This is a genomic window from Paenibacillus sp. FSL R5-0345 (genome assembly GCF_000758585.1).
Classification (GTDB): domain Bacteria; phylum Bacillota; class Bacilli; order Paenibacillales; family Paenibacillaceae; genus Paenibacillus_AQ.
Map to the genome: position 1 here is coordinate 1,248,238 of NZ_CP009281.1, position 17,193 is coordinate 1,265,430.

Annotated in this window: 14 protein-coding genes and 1 pseudogene; 5 read left to right on the plus strand and 10 right to left on the minus strand. The window is 44.1% G+C overall.

What is annotated here, in order from left to right; all coding sequences use genetic code 11:
* Window positions 1-24: 24 nt before the first annotated feature.
* Window positions 25-861, minus strand: coding sequence for a UvrB/UvrC motif-containing protein (locus tag R50345_RS05470; protein ID WP_231574238.1), 837 nt, complete (start codon window positions 859-861; stop codon window positions 25-27).
* 18 nt (window positions 862-879) lie between these two features.
* Window positions 880-1,083: pseudogene (locus tag R50345_RS31815) on the minus strand (GIY-YIG nuclease family protein); the annotation flags it as partial.
* Window positions 1,084-1,249: 166 nt separating this feature from the next.
* Here R50345_RS31815 and R50345_RS05475 point away from each other — a divergent pair.
* The gene (locus R50345_RS05475) at window positions 1,250-1,978 is read left to right on the plus strand and encodes a hypothetical protein (RefSeq protein ID WP_042124748.1); all 729 of its coding nucleotides are present in this window, start codon (window positions 1,250-1,252) and stop codon (window positions 1,976-1,978) included.
* Between the two features lie 133 nt (window positions 1,979-2,111).
* On the opposite strand, the gene R50345_RS05480 is transcribed toward R50345_RS05475, so the two are convergent.
* Both R50345_RS05480 and R50345_RS05485 read right to left on the minus strand, forming a co-directional pair.
* Entirely contained in the window at window positions 2,112-3,077 is a 966-nt protein-coding gene (locus R50345_RS05480) for an S-layer homology domain-containing protein (protein WP_052414477.1), read from the minus strand.
* A gap of 88 nt (window positions 3,078-3,165) precedes the next feature.
* Window positions 3,166-3,957: an SDR family oxidoreductase gene (locus tag R50345_RS05485; RefSeq protein ID WP_042124752.1), complete on the minus strand. Its 792-nt coding sequence runs from the start codon at window positions 3,955-3,957 to the stop codon at window positions 3,166-3,168.
* Between the two features lie 176 nt (window positions 3,958-4,133).
* Here R50345_RS05485 and R50345_RS05490 point away from each other — a divergent pair, with 176 nt between their 5' ends.
* Complete coding sequence (locus R50345_RS05490; protein WP_042124754.1) at window positions 4,134-6,113, plus strand: GTP-binding protein; 1,980 nt, start codon at window positions 4,134-4,136, stop codon at window positions 6,111-6,113.
* A gap of 6 nt (window positions 6,114-6,119) precedes the next feature.
* Entirely contained in the window at window positions 6,120-6,641 is a 522-nt protein-coding gene (locus tag R50345_RS05495) for a GNAT family N-acetyltransferase (RefSeq protein ID WP_042124756.1), read from the plus strand.
* A gap of 69 nt (window positions 6,642-6,710) precedes the next feature.
* Here R50345_RS05495 and R50345_RS05500 read toward each other — a convergent pair whose 3' ends face one another.
* The 5 genes from R50345_RS05500 to R50345_RS05520 all read right to left on the minus strand — a co-directional run bounded on the left by R50345_RS05500 (window position 6,711) and on the right by R50345_RS05520 (window position 12,006).
* Complete coding sequence (locus R50345_RS05500) at window positions 6,711-7,589, minus strand: anti-sigma-V factor RsiV (protein ID WP_042124758.1); 879 nt, start codon at window positions 7,587-7,589, stop codon at window positions 6,711-6,713.
* Between the two features lies 1 nt (window position 7,590).
* Window positions 7,591-8,097, minus strand: coding sequence for an RNA polymerase sigma factor SigV (locus R50345_RS05505; protein ID WP_042124760.1), 507 nt, complete (start codon window positions 8,095-8,097; stop codon window positions 7,591-7,593).
* A gap of 58 nt (window positions 8,098-8,155) precedes the next feature.
* Complete coding sequence (locus R50345_RS05510; protein WP_156114725.1) at window positions 8,156-10,030, minus strand: acyltransferase family protein; 1,875 nt, start codon at window positions 10,028-10,030, stop codon at window positions 8,156-8,158.
* A 188-nt stretch (window positions 10,031-10,218) separates the two neighbouring features.
* On the minus strand, window positions 10,219-11,304 hold the full coding sequence (locus R50345_RS05515) for a stalk domain-containing protein (RefSeq protein ID WP_052414478.1): 1,086 nt from the start codon (window positions 11,302-11,304) through the stop codon (window positions 10,219-10,221).
* Window positions 11,305-11,442: 138 nt separating this feature from the next.
* Entirely contained in the window at window positions 11,443-12,006 is a 564-nt protein-coding gene (locus tag R50345_RS05520; RefSeq protein ID WP_042124762.1) for a CGNR zinc finger domain-containing protein, read from the minus strand.
* Window positions 12,007-12,174: 168 nt separating this feature from the next.
* On the opposite strand from R50345_RS05520, the gene R50345_RS05525 reads away from it, so the two are divergent.
* A complete protein-coding gene (locus R50345_RS05525; RefSeq protein ID WP_042124764.1) occupies window positions 12,175-12,669 on the plus strand; it encodes a DinB family protein in 495 nt (164 codons plus the stop codon).
* A 76-nt stretch (window positions 12,670-12,745) separates the two neighbouring features.
* Here R50345_RS05525 and R50345_RS05530 read toward each other — a convergent pair whose 3' ends face one another.
* Window positions 12,746-13,639, minus strand: a complete 894-nt coding sequence (locus R50345_RS05530; protein ID WP_052414479.1) for an AraC family transcriptional regulator — start codon at window positions 13,637-13,639, stop codon at window positions 12,746-12,748.
* A gap of 175 nt (window positions 13,640-13,814) precedes the next feature.
* On the opposite strand from R50345_RS05530, the gene R50345_RS05535 reads away from it, so the two are divergent.
* Window positions 13,815-17,177 carry a tetratricopeptide repeat protein gene (locus R50345_RS05535; protein WP_042131896.1) on the plus strand — a complete coding sequence of 1,121 codons (3,363 nt, stop codon included), beginning with the start codon at window positions 13,815-13,817 and terminating at the stop codon, window positions 17,175-17,177.
* Window positions 17,178-17,193: the final 16 nt, after the last annotated feature.

A 17,193-nucleotide genomic window follows, 5' to 3' on the forward strand; every position in this document is an offset into this window, starting at 1 on the left:
CGTAGTCACGACCCATACCTAGAATTAAAAATTATACGAATGGGTTGGAGCAGCATTTAAAAAGATCCGGAGCAGCTCGTCCACCGCAGTGTCTAGACGGGAAGGACTTTCGGCTGCAAGCCAATCCTCTTGCACGATGATATAGCTGCAGGAGCTGCTTTTTAAATAGCTGTATATAATTTGTGCTTCGTCAATTTCATGGTGGCTGATTGCTGCCGGGGCCTGGTTAAGTTCACCGCGGAAAGCGTCCATAATCGCTGATGTTATAACGGCTTGCAGGTGGGTGATATCGGGTTGATCATATTCGAGTTTAGTATGCATCAGGATGCGGTTACCCTTGAGCAATAGGAGTTTAAGCGTCTGTTCATCCATGGCTTCAAGGATCGCGATATTCTGATTCTCTGCAGCGAATTCGATAACCTTCTCTTTGTGATTCAGGAAGCTGATGGCTCCGATGTAATCCCTGTATTTGGCGGCGGTTTCGAAGTCATATTGCTCTGCGGCCTCAGTCATCTGTTGTTCCATCTGTTCAAGAAGGCTGGCATCCGTTCCGTTTAGTAGGGCTATGACGCTATCAATGATTGTATTATATTGATCTGCGGCTTCTCCGCCTGCACACATCCCTATGCATAAGCCAAGCGAATGGTTTAGGCATAAGGAATTTTTGAAGCTAGGATTGCTGCAAAGGATTCTTGAGCTTTCCTTGATACCTTGTACGGCGCGTTCCACAGTACTTCTGCTCGTGTAGGGACCCCAAATCTGATTTCCTTCCTGAACAGCAGGGTCATAGGTAATCTCTAACGAACGCATTTTATCATCCGTTCCTATTACGATATACGTATAAGCCTGTGGATTTTTCATTTTTCGATTGTACATGGGCTTTATTTCTTTAATTAATTTGCACTCCAGCATAAAAGCTTCAAATTCGGTATCGGTAAGGATAATATCCAAATCTTTAATATGTCGAACGAGCTGTTTTACCTTTGGGGAATGAGACTTCGAGTTTTGAAAATAAGATTTTACTCTCCGTTTCAACTGTTTCGCCTTACCAACATATATAATATGACCGAGACCATCCTTCATGAGATACACGCCGGGAGTCAGGGGAAGGCTCTTTAGTTTCTCTGATAAATTGATAGTAACCCCTCCGTCATTCAAGAGTTGATTGATAGTTTTAGTATAAGCTTGCAACCTTCATTTGTTCAAATCAGTCTAAGTAAGAAATGATCAAAAGGTGAGGAGGAATCTTATGTACTTTGCAAAAAATCTCGGTGGGCTGGCGCTGATAGCAGCTATGTTATGGCTTACTGCATGTAGCGGAACTCCAGAAGCGGGTACGGAGCCGAAGCAGACACCAGAGCAGTCACAGACGGCACAACCCTTGGTTACGACGGAACCACCACAGGAGACGGAACTACCACAGCAGACGGAGCCATCAAGCACGGAGCAGCCGCAGGATCTAGAGGGATTGCCGCCATTAGTTGAGGAAGCTGCGTCTACGGTTATGAACGCCATTAGGAATAAGGATATGAAGCAACTGGCCGCATGGGTACATCGGGAGAAAGGGCTGCGCTTCTCTCCATATGCATACGTGGATACAAAACATGATCTTGTATTCACCCAGGATGAAGTAGAGGACTTAATGAATGATTCCACCAAAAGAGTGTGGAGAACATTTGCTGGCTCTGGTGATTTCATCGAGCTGACCTTCGCAGATTACTACAAGCGGTTTGTTTATGATGCGGATTTCATTCAGACGGCCGAGATTGCTGTGAACAAAGGGCTGGGTCAGGGCACAATGATTAATAACTTAAACGAAGTGTATCCAAAGGATCAATACGATTTCGTTGAATATCATATTGAGGGGATCGATCCTTCAGTGGAAGGGATGGACTGGCGCAGCCTTCGTCTAGTTTTTGAGAAGATTGGAGAGGATCATGCACTGGTAGGTATAATTCATGATCAATGGACGCCCTAGCTTAGGGGTCTAGATGACGAAGGGTTTAGAACATGGGAAAGACCTCAAAAAAACGAAGGTGCTTCAGTAGCCATTTCACGGCTTTTGGGGCACCTTCATTTGATTCGTAGCATTAGAATCGAGTCCGGAGCTTTTATTGCGTAGCACTAGAAGAATAAGATGTAGATCCGGATACCGATTTAGCGATCGCTTTATAGCCCTCTGGCAGATAAGTGACAACAGATGCTTTTGAAATCACTTGTGCGTACATTTTTCCTGGATCAGGAGCAGTCACATTAAAGTAAATCACAGCGGTTTTGTCTTTGCCAAATTCAATTCGCTCAATCACAAGTCCATACCCTGGATGAGGTAGATTATTAACGGTCAGCGTAGCCTTATTTACCCCTTCACCGGCTTTGGTTAGTGTAACCTCAGTCTCGTAGGCAGGAGTAGCAGGGCTTCCATTAGACACAATTACGCGTTTGGCAAAAGCGGCAGCATCATAGGTCAGAGCGGCTGCTTCTGAGCGGGTGATGGCATCATTTGGCCGGAAATTACCGTTCTTATCGAGTGTGGCAATATGTGTATTCAACAGGATCTGGAGGCTGTTTATCACCTCAGTAGAGAGTTTATCGCCATCCTTAATGTCTATATACATCAGCGTAACAGGGAAATTACCTTTACTTTGCAGCGCTTGCGTCAATAAGTGAGCGAACTGAGCGCGGGTGATGGTTCCGCTAGGGTCCACTGTCCGGTCGAGTGAAAGGCCATTTTGCTTGGCAATCACAAATGCTGAAGCATACCAGGCTTTGTCACTTACCTTATCAAAATAGTCGCTGGCTTTAGAAGAGCTGCTACCTGACACAGGCTTCAGATTCAAGCCGCCTACGATGAACTGTATCCCTTGTGCAAAGCTCACTTTAGATTTAGGCGCAAACTTATCTTTATCAACTCCGTTTATAATCCCCTCTTTGTGCAAAGAGTTGATTTTTGCTTCCGCAGGATCACCCTTCAAATCTGAAAAAGCAAAAGCGGATGCCCCAAAAGACATACTCGCTGCCAAAATGCCGCAGGCTATAGTCATTTTTTTAGCATTATTTATGAATAATGATTTCTTCATTATGCGTCACCTCCATACTCTTAGATGGTAGAATAGACCAAAATGTTGCAGTGAATGTATTAAATATTATCACGATTCAAATAAAACGTTATCCTCGCAGGAGCGACTCGGCACCATCTACATAAATCTCAGTTCCTGTCACATGAAAAGATTCATCCGATGCGAGAAACAATACCAGATTGGCAACCTGCTCAGGTTTACCCGGTGCATTTTCCAGCGGATGATTGCCTTCCGGAAATTCCACAGGAATCTTCACTTCTTGAAGATCATCGCTTTTATACGTATTATCTCCAATTTGTGTATCGATTGATCCTGGGCAGATTGCATTCACGCGAATGCCGTATTGCGCCAGCTCTAGTGCCGCCATTTTCATAAAAGCAACTTGTCCTGCCTTGGAAGATGAGTAAGCGGAAGCGCCGATGTTCGAGAATACTCGATTGCCGTTAATGGAGCTGGTGATAATGATGCTACCGCCATGTTCTTTCATATGGGGAATGGCATATTTGACTGTGGCAAAGGTGCTGCGTAGGTTCGTATCCAGTGTCTTGTCCCAATCATCGATTTCCAGTGTTTCGATAGGAGACCATGTACCATTAATGCCGGCATTGGCAAAAATAATATCAATCTTCTCGGCCGCCTCCCCAACCTTGCGAATACTTTCTTCGACTAGACCTGGATTGGAGACATCGCATTCAATTACTGTTGCTGTTCCTCCAACAGATTCAATTTCACGTTTAGTTTCATAGGAGTCCTCAGGTGTCCGGTCAAGCATGTATACCTTAGCGCCGTGCTGGGCAAACCGTATGGCTGTAGCTTTTCCAATACCAGAACCAGCGCCTGTAACCACTGCAACTTTATCCTGTAAACGTTGATCTGTCATGATGAATTTCCTCCTTGGCGTTAGATTTCTTAGTTAGTAATTACATACCCGACATAGCTGAATCTAACCAATTGAACTGCAGGGTGGAACAACAGGGGTGGATATATTACTATGGAATGTAAGGATGTAAAAAATATGAATTTAGATCAATCTAGCTCATGATAGGGGAACTATAGATGATTCAGCAGCAAGGGGCAGAACGGATTAATGTGGGGATATTTGCCCATGTGGATGCCGGGAAGACAACAACTACGGAGCATATTTTATATGAAAGTGGTCGCATTCGTGCACTTGGCAGTGTTGATAGTGGGACAGCATTAACAGATTCTATGGATGTGGAGCGGCAACGCGGAATATCGGTACGGGCGGCATTGGCTTCTTTTACTTGGGAAGGTGTGCAGATCAATCTTGTCGATACACCGGGGCACGTAGATTTTCTGTCAGAGGTTGAACGGTCTTTGCGGGTGATGGATTGTGCGGTGCTTATTTTGTCTGCGGTAGAGGGTGTTCAGGCTCAAAGTGAGATGATCTGGAACGCGCTGCGGAAGCTGGGGATTCCGACGCTTATTTTTGTGAACAAAATGGACCGGGTAGGTGCTGACCCTGAAGCAGTGCTGGCAGAGGCGAGAAACTATTTATCTAGTGATATCATTCCAGTGCAGCAACCGGTGGGCAAAGAGCAGGAGTACATAGGGGCAATAGATTTGTGGGGGAGCGAGGCTGATCTTGCGGCACAGACTGAACTGTTGGAGGCATTGGCTGAGCGGGATGAAGATCTGTTAGAGGCGTATATGTCAGGTAGTTCGATTGATCTTTCAGCTTGGAAAAAAGCAATGAAGACGGCTTCCGCATCTGGACGCTATTACCCAATGGTTTATGGTGTTGCCGCCAAGGGGCTTGGTATTACGGCATTGCTGGACGCGATGATTGAGTATTTTCCTCGTGCGGGTGGAAATGCTGAGGGCTCGGTATCAGGGATCGTATACAATATTCAACGTGATAAAAGTATGGGACGAATGGCGTTTGTCCGCCTTTACGAAGGAACGATCCGTAACCGCGATACGGTGATGAACAACACACAGGATATTCAGGGGAAAGTGACCCAGATCCGTAAGGTCGAAGGCGGCCGTACTGAGGATGTAGGAGCGCTTGAAGCGGGGGATATCGCTGTAATCTATGGTCTTTCAGGGGTGCGTATTGGAGACGTACTCGGCCATCCGGAGGCGATTCCGGAGGAAGCGAAGCTGGCAGTGCCGCTGTTAACAGTGCGCGTATTCTGGGAAACCGATATGGATGATCATAAGGTTATCGGAGCGTTGCAGGAGCTGGCGGATGAAGATCCGCTTTTGGATGCACAGTGGCTGCAGGACGAACGGGAGCTGCATATCAAAGTAATGGGACCTATTCAGCTGGAGATTCTGAACAGTGTTCTGAAGGAGCGCTATGGCCTTCAGGTTACCTTTGGTCAGCCTTCTGTCATTTATAAAGAAACACCAGCCTCTGCTGGGGAAGGCTTTATCGCCTATACAATGCCGAAGCCATGCTGGGCAATTTTGCGGTTTCAGATTGAGCCAGGTCCCCCAGGTAGTGGATTAGTCTACGATTCGGTAGTTCGGAGTTCTGATTTGCTGCCGCAATATCAGAGCGAGACCGCACGCCGTGTGCCGGAAGCGTTACAGCAGGGCTTGTACGGCTGGGAGGTTACCGATCTGAAAGTGACCTTGATTGAGGGACAGCATCATGTGTGGCATACACATCCGCTGGATTTTGCCGTAGCGACTCCTATGGGGATTATGGATGGACTCGCGCAGGTAGGTACTAAGCTGCTGGAGCCGATTCTTCAGGTTCGCATCGTAGTTCCTGAGGAGAATGGCGGCCGTGTGATGAACGACCTGGTTCAGATGCGCGGCACGTTCGATCCACCTGTGCTGCAAGGCGACCGGATGATCATCGAAGGGCGTTTGCCGCTGGCAACGTCGCTCGATTATCCCGTCAGCTTAAGCTCCTACACAAAGGGGCGCAGCACGTTCACTTCTTTTTTTGCCGGCTATGAAGAATGTCCTTCAGATGTATCCGCAGAGCGCACCCGCCGGGGTGTGAACCCGCTGGATCAGGCGAAATATATATTAAGCGTGCGAAAGGCGCTGCAGGGGTGAGATAAAATGAAGATCAGAAAAGCAACAGCTAGTGATATAGACGGGATTGCTTTCGTTCACGCTATGAGTTGGAAAACCACGTATAAAGGACTAATATCAGATGAGTTTCTTGATGCAATCACAGTGGAAGCTAGAAGTAAGCGCTGGATTCGGAATTTTGAAAATCCCATTAAAGACGAGGTTATGTATGTGGCTGAAGATGAGGCTGGGATGATCATTGGCTTTGCAAATGGAGGGGCGCGAAGGGAACCGGATCTCTACGATGCGGAGCTTTACGCACTTTATTTGCTTAAGGAACACCAAGGAAAAGGTCTTGGTAAGCGGCTCATAAGAAGCGTAGCACAGAACTTATTGGAGAAAAATTATAGTTCATTCATGACTTGGGTGCTGGCAGGCAATCCTGCGATTCATTTCTACCACAGCGTTGGGGGAGAGTCTATCTCAAGTATAGAAGTTAAGATAGGGGATGAATTATTAGAAGAAATAAAAATAGGATGGCAAGACATTAGAGGCATAGGGATTGATTAATGACTTTTCACGCAAAAAAAGACTCATAAGGGATACAAAACGCATACCCCTTATGAGTCTCATAATGATTTATTTAATGTACGTACGGCTGACCAGAACATCTGCAATAACATCTGTTGGAATGATGAATTCTCTAACGCCCATGTAGCCAGGAGCCACATCATATTTGTTAAAGGAAATAACCAGCTGGTACTTATCGTTGATATAGAAATCTTGATCTTTAGCTATATTTTCAAATTGATAAAAAAGGTCTTCATTGGGTTCATCTGTTGAAATCCAGTAGAACATATCTTTATCTGCTTTCATTTGGGAGCGCATCTGTTCCTTAATATTTTCACTTATGATACTGATATATCGATCATCTTTAAATAACATAGGCAGACTTAGCAGGATTTGATTCTTCTTGTCTATCGTATCGTGCTGCATTGTTGTTGACGATGAACCTACGGTATTTACCACGTATCTGCTAATAGCAAATAGCTCAGCATTGTCCGTTTTAACCTCAAAGCCTGTATCGACCCCTAAATGACCCTCTCCGGATTGCTTTAAAGACTCCATCTCTGCTTGAAACTCATCATATAGTTTTTTGTTTTCTTCGAGATATTTTTCATTCAGAGTCGATTCCAGCTCTTTATTCTCTAGGTTAGTAATGATGGGAACCTTTATGTCTGCATTATAGGTCTGCTCATCCACTTTGTATTCTCTAAAAGTTAGCACTTTAACAATACTGTCTACACCAGGTATAGCGGAGAAGGCGTTGGCAATGTTAACATTGACATTAATCCCAATCACGAAAAATAGGGCTGCCGCACAAACTCCAGATATCCACTGGTAACGTATTCTTCTTATCTTCCTTTTCTTTAATGCTTTACTTACAACGAAATCTAATTCCTCAGGAATAGGGAGTTTGTTATAATCTTCTATAATTTTTTTGATTTGGTTATCCATTCTAATTGATCTCCTTTGAGGATTCTTCCTGCATGTTGACTCTTAATAACTGGAGTGCTTGATATAGTCTAGTCTTTACTGTATTGACGTTTTCATTTAATACTTCCGCAACTTCCTCGATCTTTAAATCTTCGATATATCTAAGGACGATGACATTTCGATACTTAAGGGGTAGATCATCCAGCGATCTTTCTAAATCAATATCTGGATACACGTCTACCGCACCAGGGATAAAGAAGTCGAGTGCTTCATCATCTACTGGTTGAACTCTTTTATGTTTCCTCAGAAAATCCAGAGAGGTAGTTACTACGATTCTAAACAACCAACTCTTTACGGATTCTGGGTTCTTTAGCAACCCTATAGAGGAGAGAGCTTTATAAATCGAATCCTGAACAACATCTAATGCATCCTCTTTGTTCTTCACATAGCTGTAAGCTAGACGGTATATGTTCTCCTTGTTATCTGTAATACAAAGAGTGAGTAATTTCTCTTTATTCCTCTTAAGCATATTCGTAAAACCCTTCTCTTTTTATATTGCGTAGCTTTAGTTTGTTAGATTACTATTCTCATTGATTCTCCTTTTGTATGGCTTTAGCTACAAGTGCTGCATAGGATTTGGCACCTTCTCGTTTTAGATGAACGCCATCCTCATAGAAGTAAGAGTCCTTTCCTTCGCTTGAGGAATGCCAGTCTACAACCATAGCGTTGGGGAATTCTAAAGCCACTTTCTTAAGCAAAGTATTCACAGTATTTTGCCATTTTTTCGGTACACGTGTGTTTACTAGTACGACTTGCTGAACATCTTCAAGTGAAATAAGTAATTTCCGCAATTGATTGGAGTTAAAAGCTCCGTTCGTACCTAGATTAATGATCACTCGAGTGCCAAGTTTCCCCTTCGTCCTAAGTTTATCGACCACTTCTTGTGCCTGTGACATCTGCCTGCCTACCTTACCATCGATAACAATGCCTGGCAGAAGTTCTTGTAGATAAGGAGCAGCATCGAGGATTACGGAATCACCTATCGCAGTAACACCTTTACCTGCTTCTTCTACCTGAGGCTGAGATTCTGGCTTCTTCGGTGGATCTACTGGTACTGGTACAGGCACAGGTGTTGGTACATTTTGAGGGGGCACTAGTGTGACATTATGTTTATTCTTATCGTGATTAATATTAGTGCCTGTATTCGGATCTGCGGATATCTTAGTATCCAAGTTGCTACTACAGGATATGGACAATATGATTAACGGGACTGCAATAAAGATGAATAAGGGTCGAATCTTGAATTGCAGACGAATGCTTAATTTCGTACACCATCTTCCTAATAAACCTTGACGAATAGGTTCTTCGATATATTTCCACGATAGTGAGGCTAATAGGAGGCTAACTCCCAGCTGAAAAAGAACACGGAAACCATCGAACCCACCTGTATCTACTGTAGGATTAGTTAGAATGATGACTGGATAATGCCATATGTAAATACTATAGGAACGTACGCCAATCCAACGCAAGGGCTTGCAACCCATGATTTTAGCTAGTCGGCTCGCAGGATGTGCGAGTACAGCTATTACAATTGCGGAAAGGATCGACACTAGAACCAAGCCGCCATAATAAAGAAATTGTCCGTACTCATTCGTCCGCCAAATCATAAGAATGAGGGTGATTAATCCGATTGCACCACTGAAGTCAAGGATATAGCGAGATCTGCGTGAAATCTTATCGGTCAAATTTTGACTCGGCCATGCTAGAGCGAGAGCGGCTCCAATCAGTAGAGCAAAAGCTCGGGTATCAGTACCATAATAGACTCGGCTTGGATCAACTCCAGGTTGATAGATTAGCGCCATAGCAAGTGCCGAGAGGAATGCCCCTGTTAGACACATCACAATGAGTTTACCTCGCTGAGGTGCAAGGCGTAACCCTACAATAATAACCAATGGCCAAATGAAGTAGAACTGTTCCTCAATAGCGAGCGACCACAAATGACCTATAGGAGAAGGAGGTCCAAAGCTCTCGAAATAAGATACATCGTGAAAAATAAGCCACCAGTTATTGAAGTATAACGTTGAAGATATAAAGTCCCCTTGTAATGCTGCTAATCGTGAACGATCGAACAACAGAAGCCACATAGCAGTGACAAAAAGCATGACAAACATAGCAGGCAATAGCCGTCGCGCTCGTCTAATCCAGAAATCTTTAAGATCGAACCGTCGGTCTTGCTTCCACCTTTGGATGATTTGATCCGTGATCAGATATCCAGACAGAACGAAGAATATTCCGACCCCTATAAGTCCTCCTGGAGCCCAATTGAGGTCGAGATGATACGCGATAACTGCGATCACAGAGAGTGCTCGAAGTCCATCTATTCCCGGCATATAACGCCTTCTAGTCGTGGAATTGTCAGGTTCTAAAGAGTTAGTCGGTGGTGTAACCTTGATTTCTTTCATGGTAGTTCATTCCTTCGTCATCAGTTGTCTTATGTCAGCAAGACGTATGACTAACTTAAAAAAGTTCTTAACTTCTCTTGGTAAATAAAGGAGTGACCATGAATGGATCAGAAATCGGTACACAAGTGCCTATGAATTTAAAAAGGCATTCTAGAACAAAAAATCATTCTGGAATGCCATTAGCCCAATTAGCCGTTCTTAATTTCCACACGTAAAATATCCGTAACCATTTTAACCGGAACGTATATCGTATCGTTCTTTAGGATAGGAGCAGTACCTAAAGTGACAGGTGCCATTTTGGCAAAAAAGTAAGAATCTTTACCTAAGGTAACATTGGTCCACTGTGCACCTTTCTTCAACTCAGCTGAGCGCGACGTTTGATTCCACTTGATTTCATATCCTAAACGATTCGCCACATCTCGTAATGACACCATTGAAACCCCATTAGCATTCTTAAATGTAGCTATTGTACTTAAATCGAGCTTCGGGTTGTTCGTAATATGGGTACTGAAACGAAATTCAGGAGTTCCCATGGCGCCTGGAGCAATACTATATTTAGGGAAGAGGATGACAACCTCACCATTTTCAATATAAAAACCTTGTTCTTCATTGATTCCTTTGAAATCCTCAATAAAGTAGTTCTCAGGTTCCTCATTGATCTTCGCAAGGATACCGGCATTCAACTTTTCCTTAAAGTCGTTTCCAAAGAAATCTGACAAGGCAATCCGCTGAGCTTGTTTCGTATTAAATACATTATATGTATCTACACGAGGCATACCCGTTCCACCAGTTTCACCTTGAGAAGTAACCACAAGTGATATCATTCCAGAAGGGTTATCCGTTTTATTTTCCTTTAAGTCATAAATAATATTTAGCTCATATGGGCGATACTCAAAACCAGCCTTTTTAGCGTCTGCTGCTGCTTCAGTTGCATCCTTTTCCCAAAGAGCAAGGTCTTTCTGCGCATTAGACAGAATGATACTGTTGATTTCTTCCTGAGCCTTAGTGTCCAACATACCTACGATCTGTGGCACTTTAATATTTGTATTCAGAAGCTCCGTTGAAGATGTGAGAATTACTTCTTTGATTTGGATCCCAGTGTTATTGATGGTGGAAATCGGTACAGCTGAAATCGGTACATTGATGGCAGGCTTAGTCGTGTTCACTGCATCAGCAAAAGCAGTGCCATTCATTGGTAACATGCCAGCGCTTATTCCCACAACCGTTAATCCGACTACACCAAGCTTCAATACTTTAAAAGGGCTCTTTTTCATTGTGTGTTCACGCTCCATTTAGTTGTAATAAGTGTGTTATTAGCGCACTTACTAGCAAGACGTATTAGGAGTGTTGAAAAGTTTGGGGGGGATAAATGTTGATCGAAATTCGTCATCCCGCAAGAGTTCCTTTAATAGTCACTCCGAACCTTTTTCAGCCTTCTTCCGCGCCCGGAACCGCCGCACCTTCATGAGGTTGCCACAAGCCTTGTCATCGCAGTAACGCTTAGAACGGTTACGTGTATCATCATAGTACACCCAGAGACAATCAGGATTCTCGCAGATACGGAATCTTGAGGGTTCTTTTTCAAGCAAAGCCTCCGCAAAAGACGCCGCTATCTCCGCCATCACCTGCTCCCAACCGCTATGTAGTGGCAACAGCTTTATCGCCGCTTGCCCGTCACTTTCCCATATCATTCGCCGCGTAACAGGGCCCTTGTCCATATAGGGATTGAGCTGCTCCAGCATTTCTCCATACACTGATTCCCCTTGTACAATGGTCTGTACCCACTTCCATAGCAGTGAGCGAAGCTCTTTAAGCTGTGCCAGTTCTATGTCATTCGGCATCTGTGTTGCTAATAGAGCATGCTTCTTCAGCCATTTAGAAACCCACTCCTCTTCATCGAGCTTGTCCCTATCCTTATTCTTATCCCCTGTACGCCAATCCCGCCAGTAACTGTTAATGAAATCCTCCCACAACACGGTCTGTTCATCCTTTCCGATTCAACGCTGATTACAAATCATTGTAACAGTTAAAAATAAGATTAGCTAGTTACTTGATTGAGCGATGGAAATATGCTACATTTCTTACGTAACCACTATATGATGGTTTAAGTAGTTACATAATTCAGTTAGTATTAGGAGGTTAACATGCAAAATAAAATCAGTGAGGTTCTGCTGCAAAATTGGGATTATTGCATGGATATCGAGGATTGGGCTCCGCCGTTAAGCGATGCACTGGAAGGTGTGGATAGTAAACAGGCACTTTGGAAGCCAGAGGGGAGTGCAATCAATTCCATCTGGGAGACGGTTAACCATTTAACATATTATAAGGTTCGTTTGTTGCGTAAGTTAAAAGGGTTGCCCAAACAACCTGATGCTGAAAGCAACGATGATACCTTCACTGTAACAACGGAAGGGGAAGAAGCATGGGCGAAGGCCGTCGCAGACCTGAAGGACGTGCATGCTGCGCTTAGAGAAATCATTGAGGCGTTGGAAGAAGGTGCATATGATTGGGGCGGTTCGGGTCATGCCCCAGGGGAAGAGGTAATGAGTCTCATTTTGCATGATTCATACCACACCGGACAAATTATTATGCTTCGTAAACTGCAAGGCTCCTGGGTTTCCAACCGTAGTTTTAATTAGAACCTCTATAATAAAAATATAAGCCACACTCCACTATACTGGTTTACCAGGTGCAGCGGTCGTGTGGCTTTTCTTGTTACCCTTTTGGGATGCTTCGATATTGAGTCGGCGAGCATCCCATTATTTTTTTGAACAATCTAGAAAAGTAGTAGGGGTCCTGCATCCCGATAGCAGTAGCGATTTCTTTAATATGTAGATCGGTTAATGCTAGCAGTTGACCGGCTCGCTGCATTTTGAGGCGCAGATAGAATTCAATCGGGGGGACTCCGGTTTCTTGATTAAATAGATAAATTAGATGCTGTTTCGATAATCCTATATGCTTCGCTACATCCGGGAGTGAAATAGGGCTGTTGATTCGATCCGTCATATAGCGAATGGCTTGCTCAAGATAACGTTCGTTCTTTTTATCTTGCTCAGAGTTCATGGTACTCAATCCCACGTGGCTGATCAGATGACGAATGCACTGAGACACATAGATATGATTACGCATGGCATAAGGCTTATCCGATAACAGGGCATAACATTGCTCGAAATCTTCGATCCATTGGCTATGAAGGTTCAGTGTAAAGGTTAGCGGCTCTATATCCATGGCATAAGTTTGAATCAACGCAGCGGCATGCGGTCCTTTTAGATGCATCCAGTAGATTGTCCAGGGATTCACATCTGAAGCACCATATCGATGGGGTGTTCCGGCAGGAATGACAGCTAATTGCCGTTCTTTTATTTGAATCAGCTTATTGTGATGACTCTCCATCCACCCTTCACCCTCTACGCAATACATCAGAATATGCGAGTCACATCCTTGTGGACGCTCTCGATAATGAAACTTCGCTCTTGGGAAGCAGCCAATGTCACTCACATAGAAGGAATTTGTTAACGGATTCTCATGTAATTCATTCATCATGAAATCGGGCAGCACAAAAAGCTTCTGCTCATCGAAGCCATCCGGCTTTAATGAGATATCTGTCATGATAACTCTCCTTTTTAAGAACATAATTTATTTATTTGAAATAACAGCCTATTTATAAGGGGGATATTATTTATAGGATAAGAATATTGTCCATCATTTACAGATTATCGTCAATTGTTTAAAAGCGCATGCAACGATAAATTAGAGCTATATCACGAAGGAGGAGAGTATGGAAATGAGTATGAGAGGGCCTTCTACAGTTCTAACAAACAGCGTCCGCGTATGGGAAGAAGCAGTTAAAATTCCTACCTATGAAACAGGTGAACCCGATAAAAATCCAATGTTCCTCGAGAAGCGAGTTTATCAAGGCAGCTCGGGGCGAGTATATCCACATCCTGTGGTTGATAAAATTATGGATGAGAAAGAAATGAAATCGTATCAGATGGTCATGCTCGAAAATGAATATGTGCGTATTGAGATCATGCCTGAAATTGGCGGCCGTATCTATCGCGCTCTGGATAAGACGAACAATTATGATTTTGTTTATTATAATCGCGTGATTAAACCTGCGCTTGTTGGTCTGGCAGGACCATGGATTTCAGGCGGTATTGAATTTAACTGGCCGCAGCATCATCGTCCGAACACGTTTGGCCCTGTGGAGCATGTGATTACGGAGAATGAAGATGGCAGTGCAACTGTATGGGTGAGTGAAATTGACCGAATGTACGGAACGAAGGTCACAACCGGCTTCACACTGCATCCTGGAAAAGCCTATCTCGAAGTTACAGCACAGCTATATAACCGAACCCCGGAGCCACAAACCTTCTTATGGTGGGCAAACCCTGCAGTTGCAGTCAATGATGATACTCAATCGGTGTTTCCGCCGGATGTGACGGCCGTATTCGACCATGGTAAACGTGATGTGTCCAGATTCCCAATTGCAACAGGAACGTATTACAAGAAGGATTATTCCGAAGGTGTAGATATTTCACGCTATAAAAATATTCCGGTTCCTACGTCATACATGGCGTACAAATCCGATTACAATTTCGTGGGCGGTTATGATCATGGGGTTGAAGCAGGTCTGCTTCACGTAGCGAATCACCATGTATCTCCGGGTAAAAAGCAGTGGACTTGGGGGAACGGCGAATTTGGTCAAGCGTGGGATCGTAATTTAACTGATGAGGACGGACCCTATATTGAGTTAATGACAGGGGTATTTACGGATAATCAACCCGATTTCACTTGGCTCCAGCCGTATGAAGAGAAGTCATTTACACAATATTTCATGCCATATAAGAACATCGGAATTGTGAAAAATGCTTCTGTTGATGCTGCCGTCAATCTTGAGGTAGATGAGACTTTACAGACTGCAACTGTGATGGCCTACGGAACTTCGGTATTTGAGGATGCGGTTATTGAACTGAGGGGTCAGCATAGAACGTATGTGAAGGATACGATCACGCTCTCTCCAGAATTAACCTACAAATCGGTCATTACGTTAGATGAAGCCGATCGACCGCATCACTTAATCGTAACGGTATTTGATACGAACGGAAACAGCCTTATATCATATCGTCCAGCGAAGCCTAGTATTGAGAAGGTTCCAGATGCAGCAAAGCCACTTCCGCTACCGGAAGAATTAAAAAGCACAGAGCAATTGTATTTGGCTGGAGTTCATCTGGAGCAATACCGTCATGCCACGTTCGAGCCAGAGCAGTATTATGAAGAAGGCTTAAAAAGAGATGCTTCCGATATTCGAATTAATGTGGCTTATGGAACGCTGTTGCTTCGCCGAGGGTTGTTCAAGCAAGCGGAAGAACATTTCCGTACAGCGATTGAATCGCTGACTTGGCGTAATCCGAACCCCTATGATAGTGAAGCTTACTATCAGCTTGGTGTAGCACTCCGATTGCAGGATCGTAATGAAGAAGCATTTGCTGCCTTTTATAAGGTGGTATGGTCTGCAGCATTCCAAGATAGTGGATATTATGCACTGAGTCAAATTGCTTGTGAACGTGGGGCGTATGGAGAGGCGTTGGAGCTCGCAACAAGTGCTTTGGTACGTAACACTAGAAACTATAAATCAAGACATGTGAAAACAGCACTTTTACGTAAGCTTGGACGTTACTTTGAGGCAATTACATTCGCAGAGGAGACATTGAGGCTAGATATCGCGGACTTCGGTGCTGCATATGAGAGAGTGCTAACGCTTAAATTGCTCGGGCGACAAGAGGAAGCTGCTGAGGCTCAAATGAAGCTTGCACAGTTCATGCGAAACGATGTGCATAACTATCTAAATCTGGCCTCTGATTATGCAGGTAGTGGATTATACGTGGAAGCTGCACAGGTGTTAGAGCAGATTCGTATGGCATCGAATGAACCCACATACCCGATGGTGCATTACACATTGGCTTATGTATACGAGAAAATAGGCCGTAAAGAAGAAGCAACAGCGCAGCGTCAGCTTGCTCAATCCGCACCCTCTGATTACTGCTTCCCGAACAGCTTGTTTGAGCTGCAGGTATTAGCAAGCGCGATTACATGCAATCCACTGGATAGTAAGGCTCATTATTATCTTGGGAATCTATTCTATGATAAAAAACGTGCCGACGATGCCATTCGTCATTGGGAACAATCCGTCGCGCTTGATGATCGTTTCCCGACGGTTCATCGTAACCTTGCGCTTGCTTATTACAATAAGCGGAATGACGCTGCGGCTGCTTTGCAGTCACTTGAACAAGCTTTCCAGTACAATATGAATGATGCGAGAGTATTCTATGAGCTGGATCAGTTGCATAAGAAGATGGGTGTCCCTGCCCAAGAGCGCATGGCAAGATTACAGCAGCATATGGAGCTTGTGGAGAAGCGGGATGATTTGTACCTTGAATATGTGACTCTACTGAATTTGCTTAGCGAGTATGAGGATGCTTTGTCTGTTCTATTAAGACGTCAATTCCATCCATGGGAAGGTGGAGAAGGGAAAGCCACAGGACAATATGTTTTGGCGCTTGTTGAGCTGAGCAAGCAGACGAATCAGGAAGGTCAATATGAGGAGGCTATCTCATTATTAACACGTGCGCTGCATTATCCAGAGAATTTGGGTGAAGGTAAGCTCGATGGTGCGCAAGAGAATAATGTGTATTACGAGCTTGGTGTGGCTTATAACGGATTAGGCAAGCCAGAGGAAGCAGCACGTCACTGGGCGATTGCGTCACAAGGCTTGGAGGAACCAGCCAGCGCAATGTACTACAACGATCAGCCGCCAGAAATGATCTTTTATCAAGGCTTAGCATGGATACAGCTGAATCATCCGAAGGAAGCGAAACGGCGTTTCAATCAGCTGATCGATTTTGCAGAAAGACATCTCTTTGATGAGGTAAAGCTTGATTATTTTGCTGTATCCTTACCTGATTTTCTCGTATTCGAGGATGATCTGAACAGACGCAATCAAATTCATTGCTTGTTCATGATGGGTCTAGGCTTATTAGGCTTAGGGAAAATGACGGAAGCGAAAGAGCGCTTTGAAGAAGCATTGGACTTGGAGCCGAACCATCAGGGAGCTCGAATTCATAAGGCGATGTGCTTGGAATCGTAAACGAAATAAGCAGCTT

What these genes read in the sequence shown, in the direction of transcription:
- R50345_RS05530 (WP_052414479.1), bottom strand. Translation starts at nt 13,639, where the DNA reads ATGACAGATATCTCATTAAAGCCGGATGGCTTCGATGAGCAGAAGCTT.
- R50345_RS05535 (WP_042131896.1), top strand. Translation starts at nt 13,815, where the DNA reads ATGAGTATGAGAGGGCCTTCTACAGTTCTAACAAACAGCGTCCGCGTA.
- R50345_RS05490 (WP_042124754.1), top strand. Translation starts at nt 4,134, where the DNA reads ATGATTCAGCAGCAAGGGGCAGAACGGATTAATGTGGGGATATTTGCC.
- R50345_RS05470 (WP_231574238.1), bottom strand. Translation starts at nt 861, where the DNA reads ATGAAAAATCCACAGGCTTATACGTATATCGTAATAGGAACGGATGAT.
- R50345_RS05480 (WP_052414477.1), bottom strand. Translation starts at nt 3,077, where the DNA reads ATGAAGAAATCATTATTCATAAATAATGCTAAAAAAATGACTATAGCC.
- R50345_RS05505 (WP_042124760.1), bottom strand. Translation starts at nt 8,097, where the DNA reads ATGCTTAAGAGGAATAAAGAGAAATTACTCACTCTTTGTATTACAGAT.
- R50345_RS05485 (WP_042124752.1), bottom strand. Translation starts at nt 3,957, where the DNA reads ATGACAGATCAACGTTTACAGGATAAAGTTGCAGTGGTTACAGGCGCT.
- R50345_RS05500 (WP_042124758.1), bottom strand. Translation starts at nt 7,589, where the DNA reads ATGGATAACCAAATCAAAAAAATTATAGAAGATTATAACAAACTCCCT.
- R50345_RS05515 (WP_052414478.1), bottom strand. Translation starts at nt 11,304, where the DNA reads ATGAAAAAGAGCCCTTTTAAAGTATTGAAGCTTGGTGTAGTCGGATTA.
- R50345_RS05525 (WP_042124764.1), top strand. Translation starts at nt 12,175, where the DNA reads ATGCAAAATAAAATCAGTGAGGTTCTGCTGCAAAATTGGGATTATTGC.
- R50345_RS05495 (WP_042124756.1), top strand. Translation starts at nt 6,120, where the DNA reads ATGAAGATCAGAAAAGCAACAGCTAGTGATATAGACGGGATTGCTTTC.
- R50345_RS05475 (WP_042124748.1), top strand. Translation starts at nt 1,250, where the DNA reads ATGTACTTTGCAAAAAATCTCGGTGGGCTGGCGCTGATAGCAGCTATG.
- R50345_RS05510 (WP_156114725.1), bottom strand. Translation starts at nt 10,030, where the DNA reads ATGAAAGAAATCAAGGTTACACCACCGACTAACTCTTTAGAACCTGAC.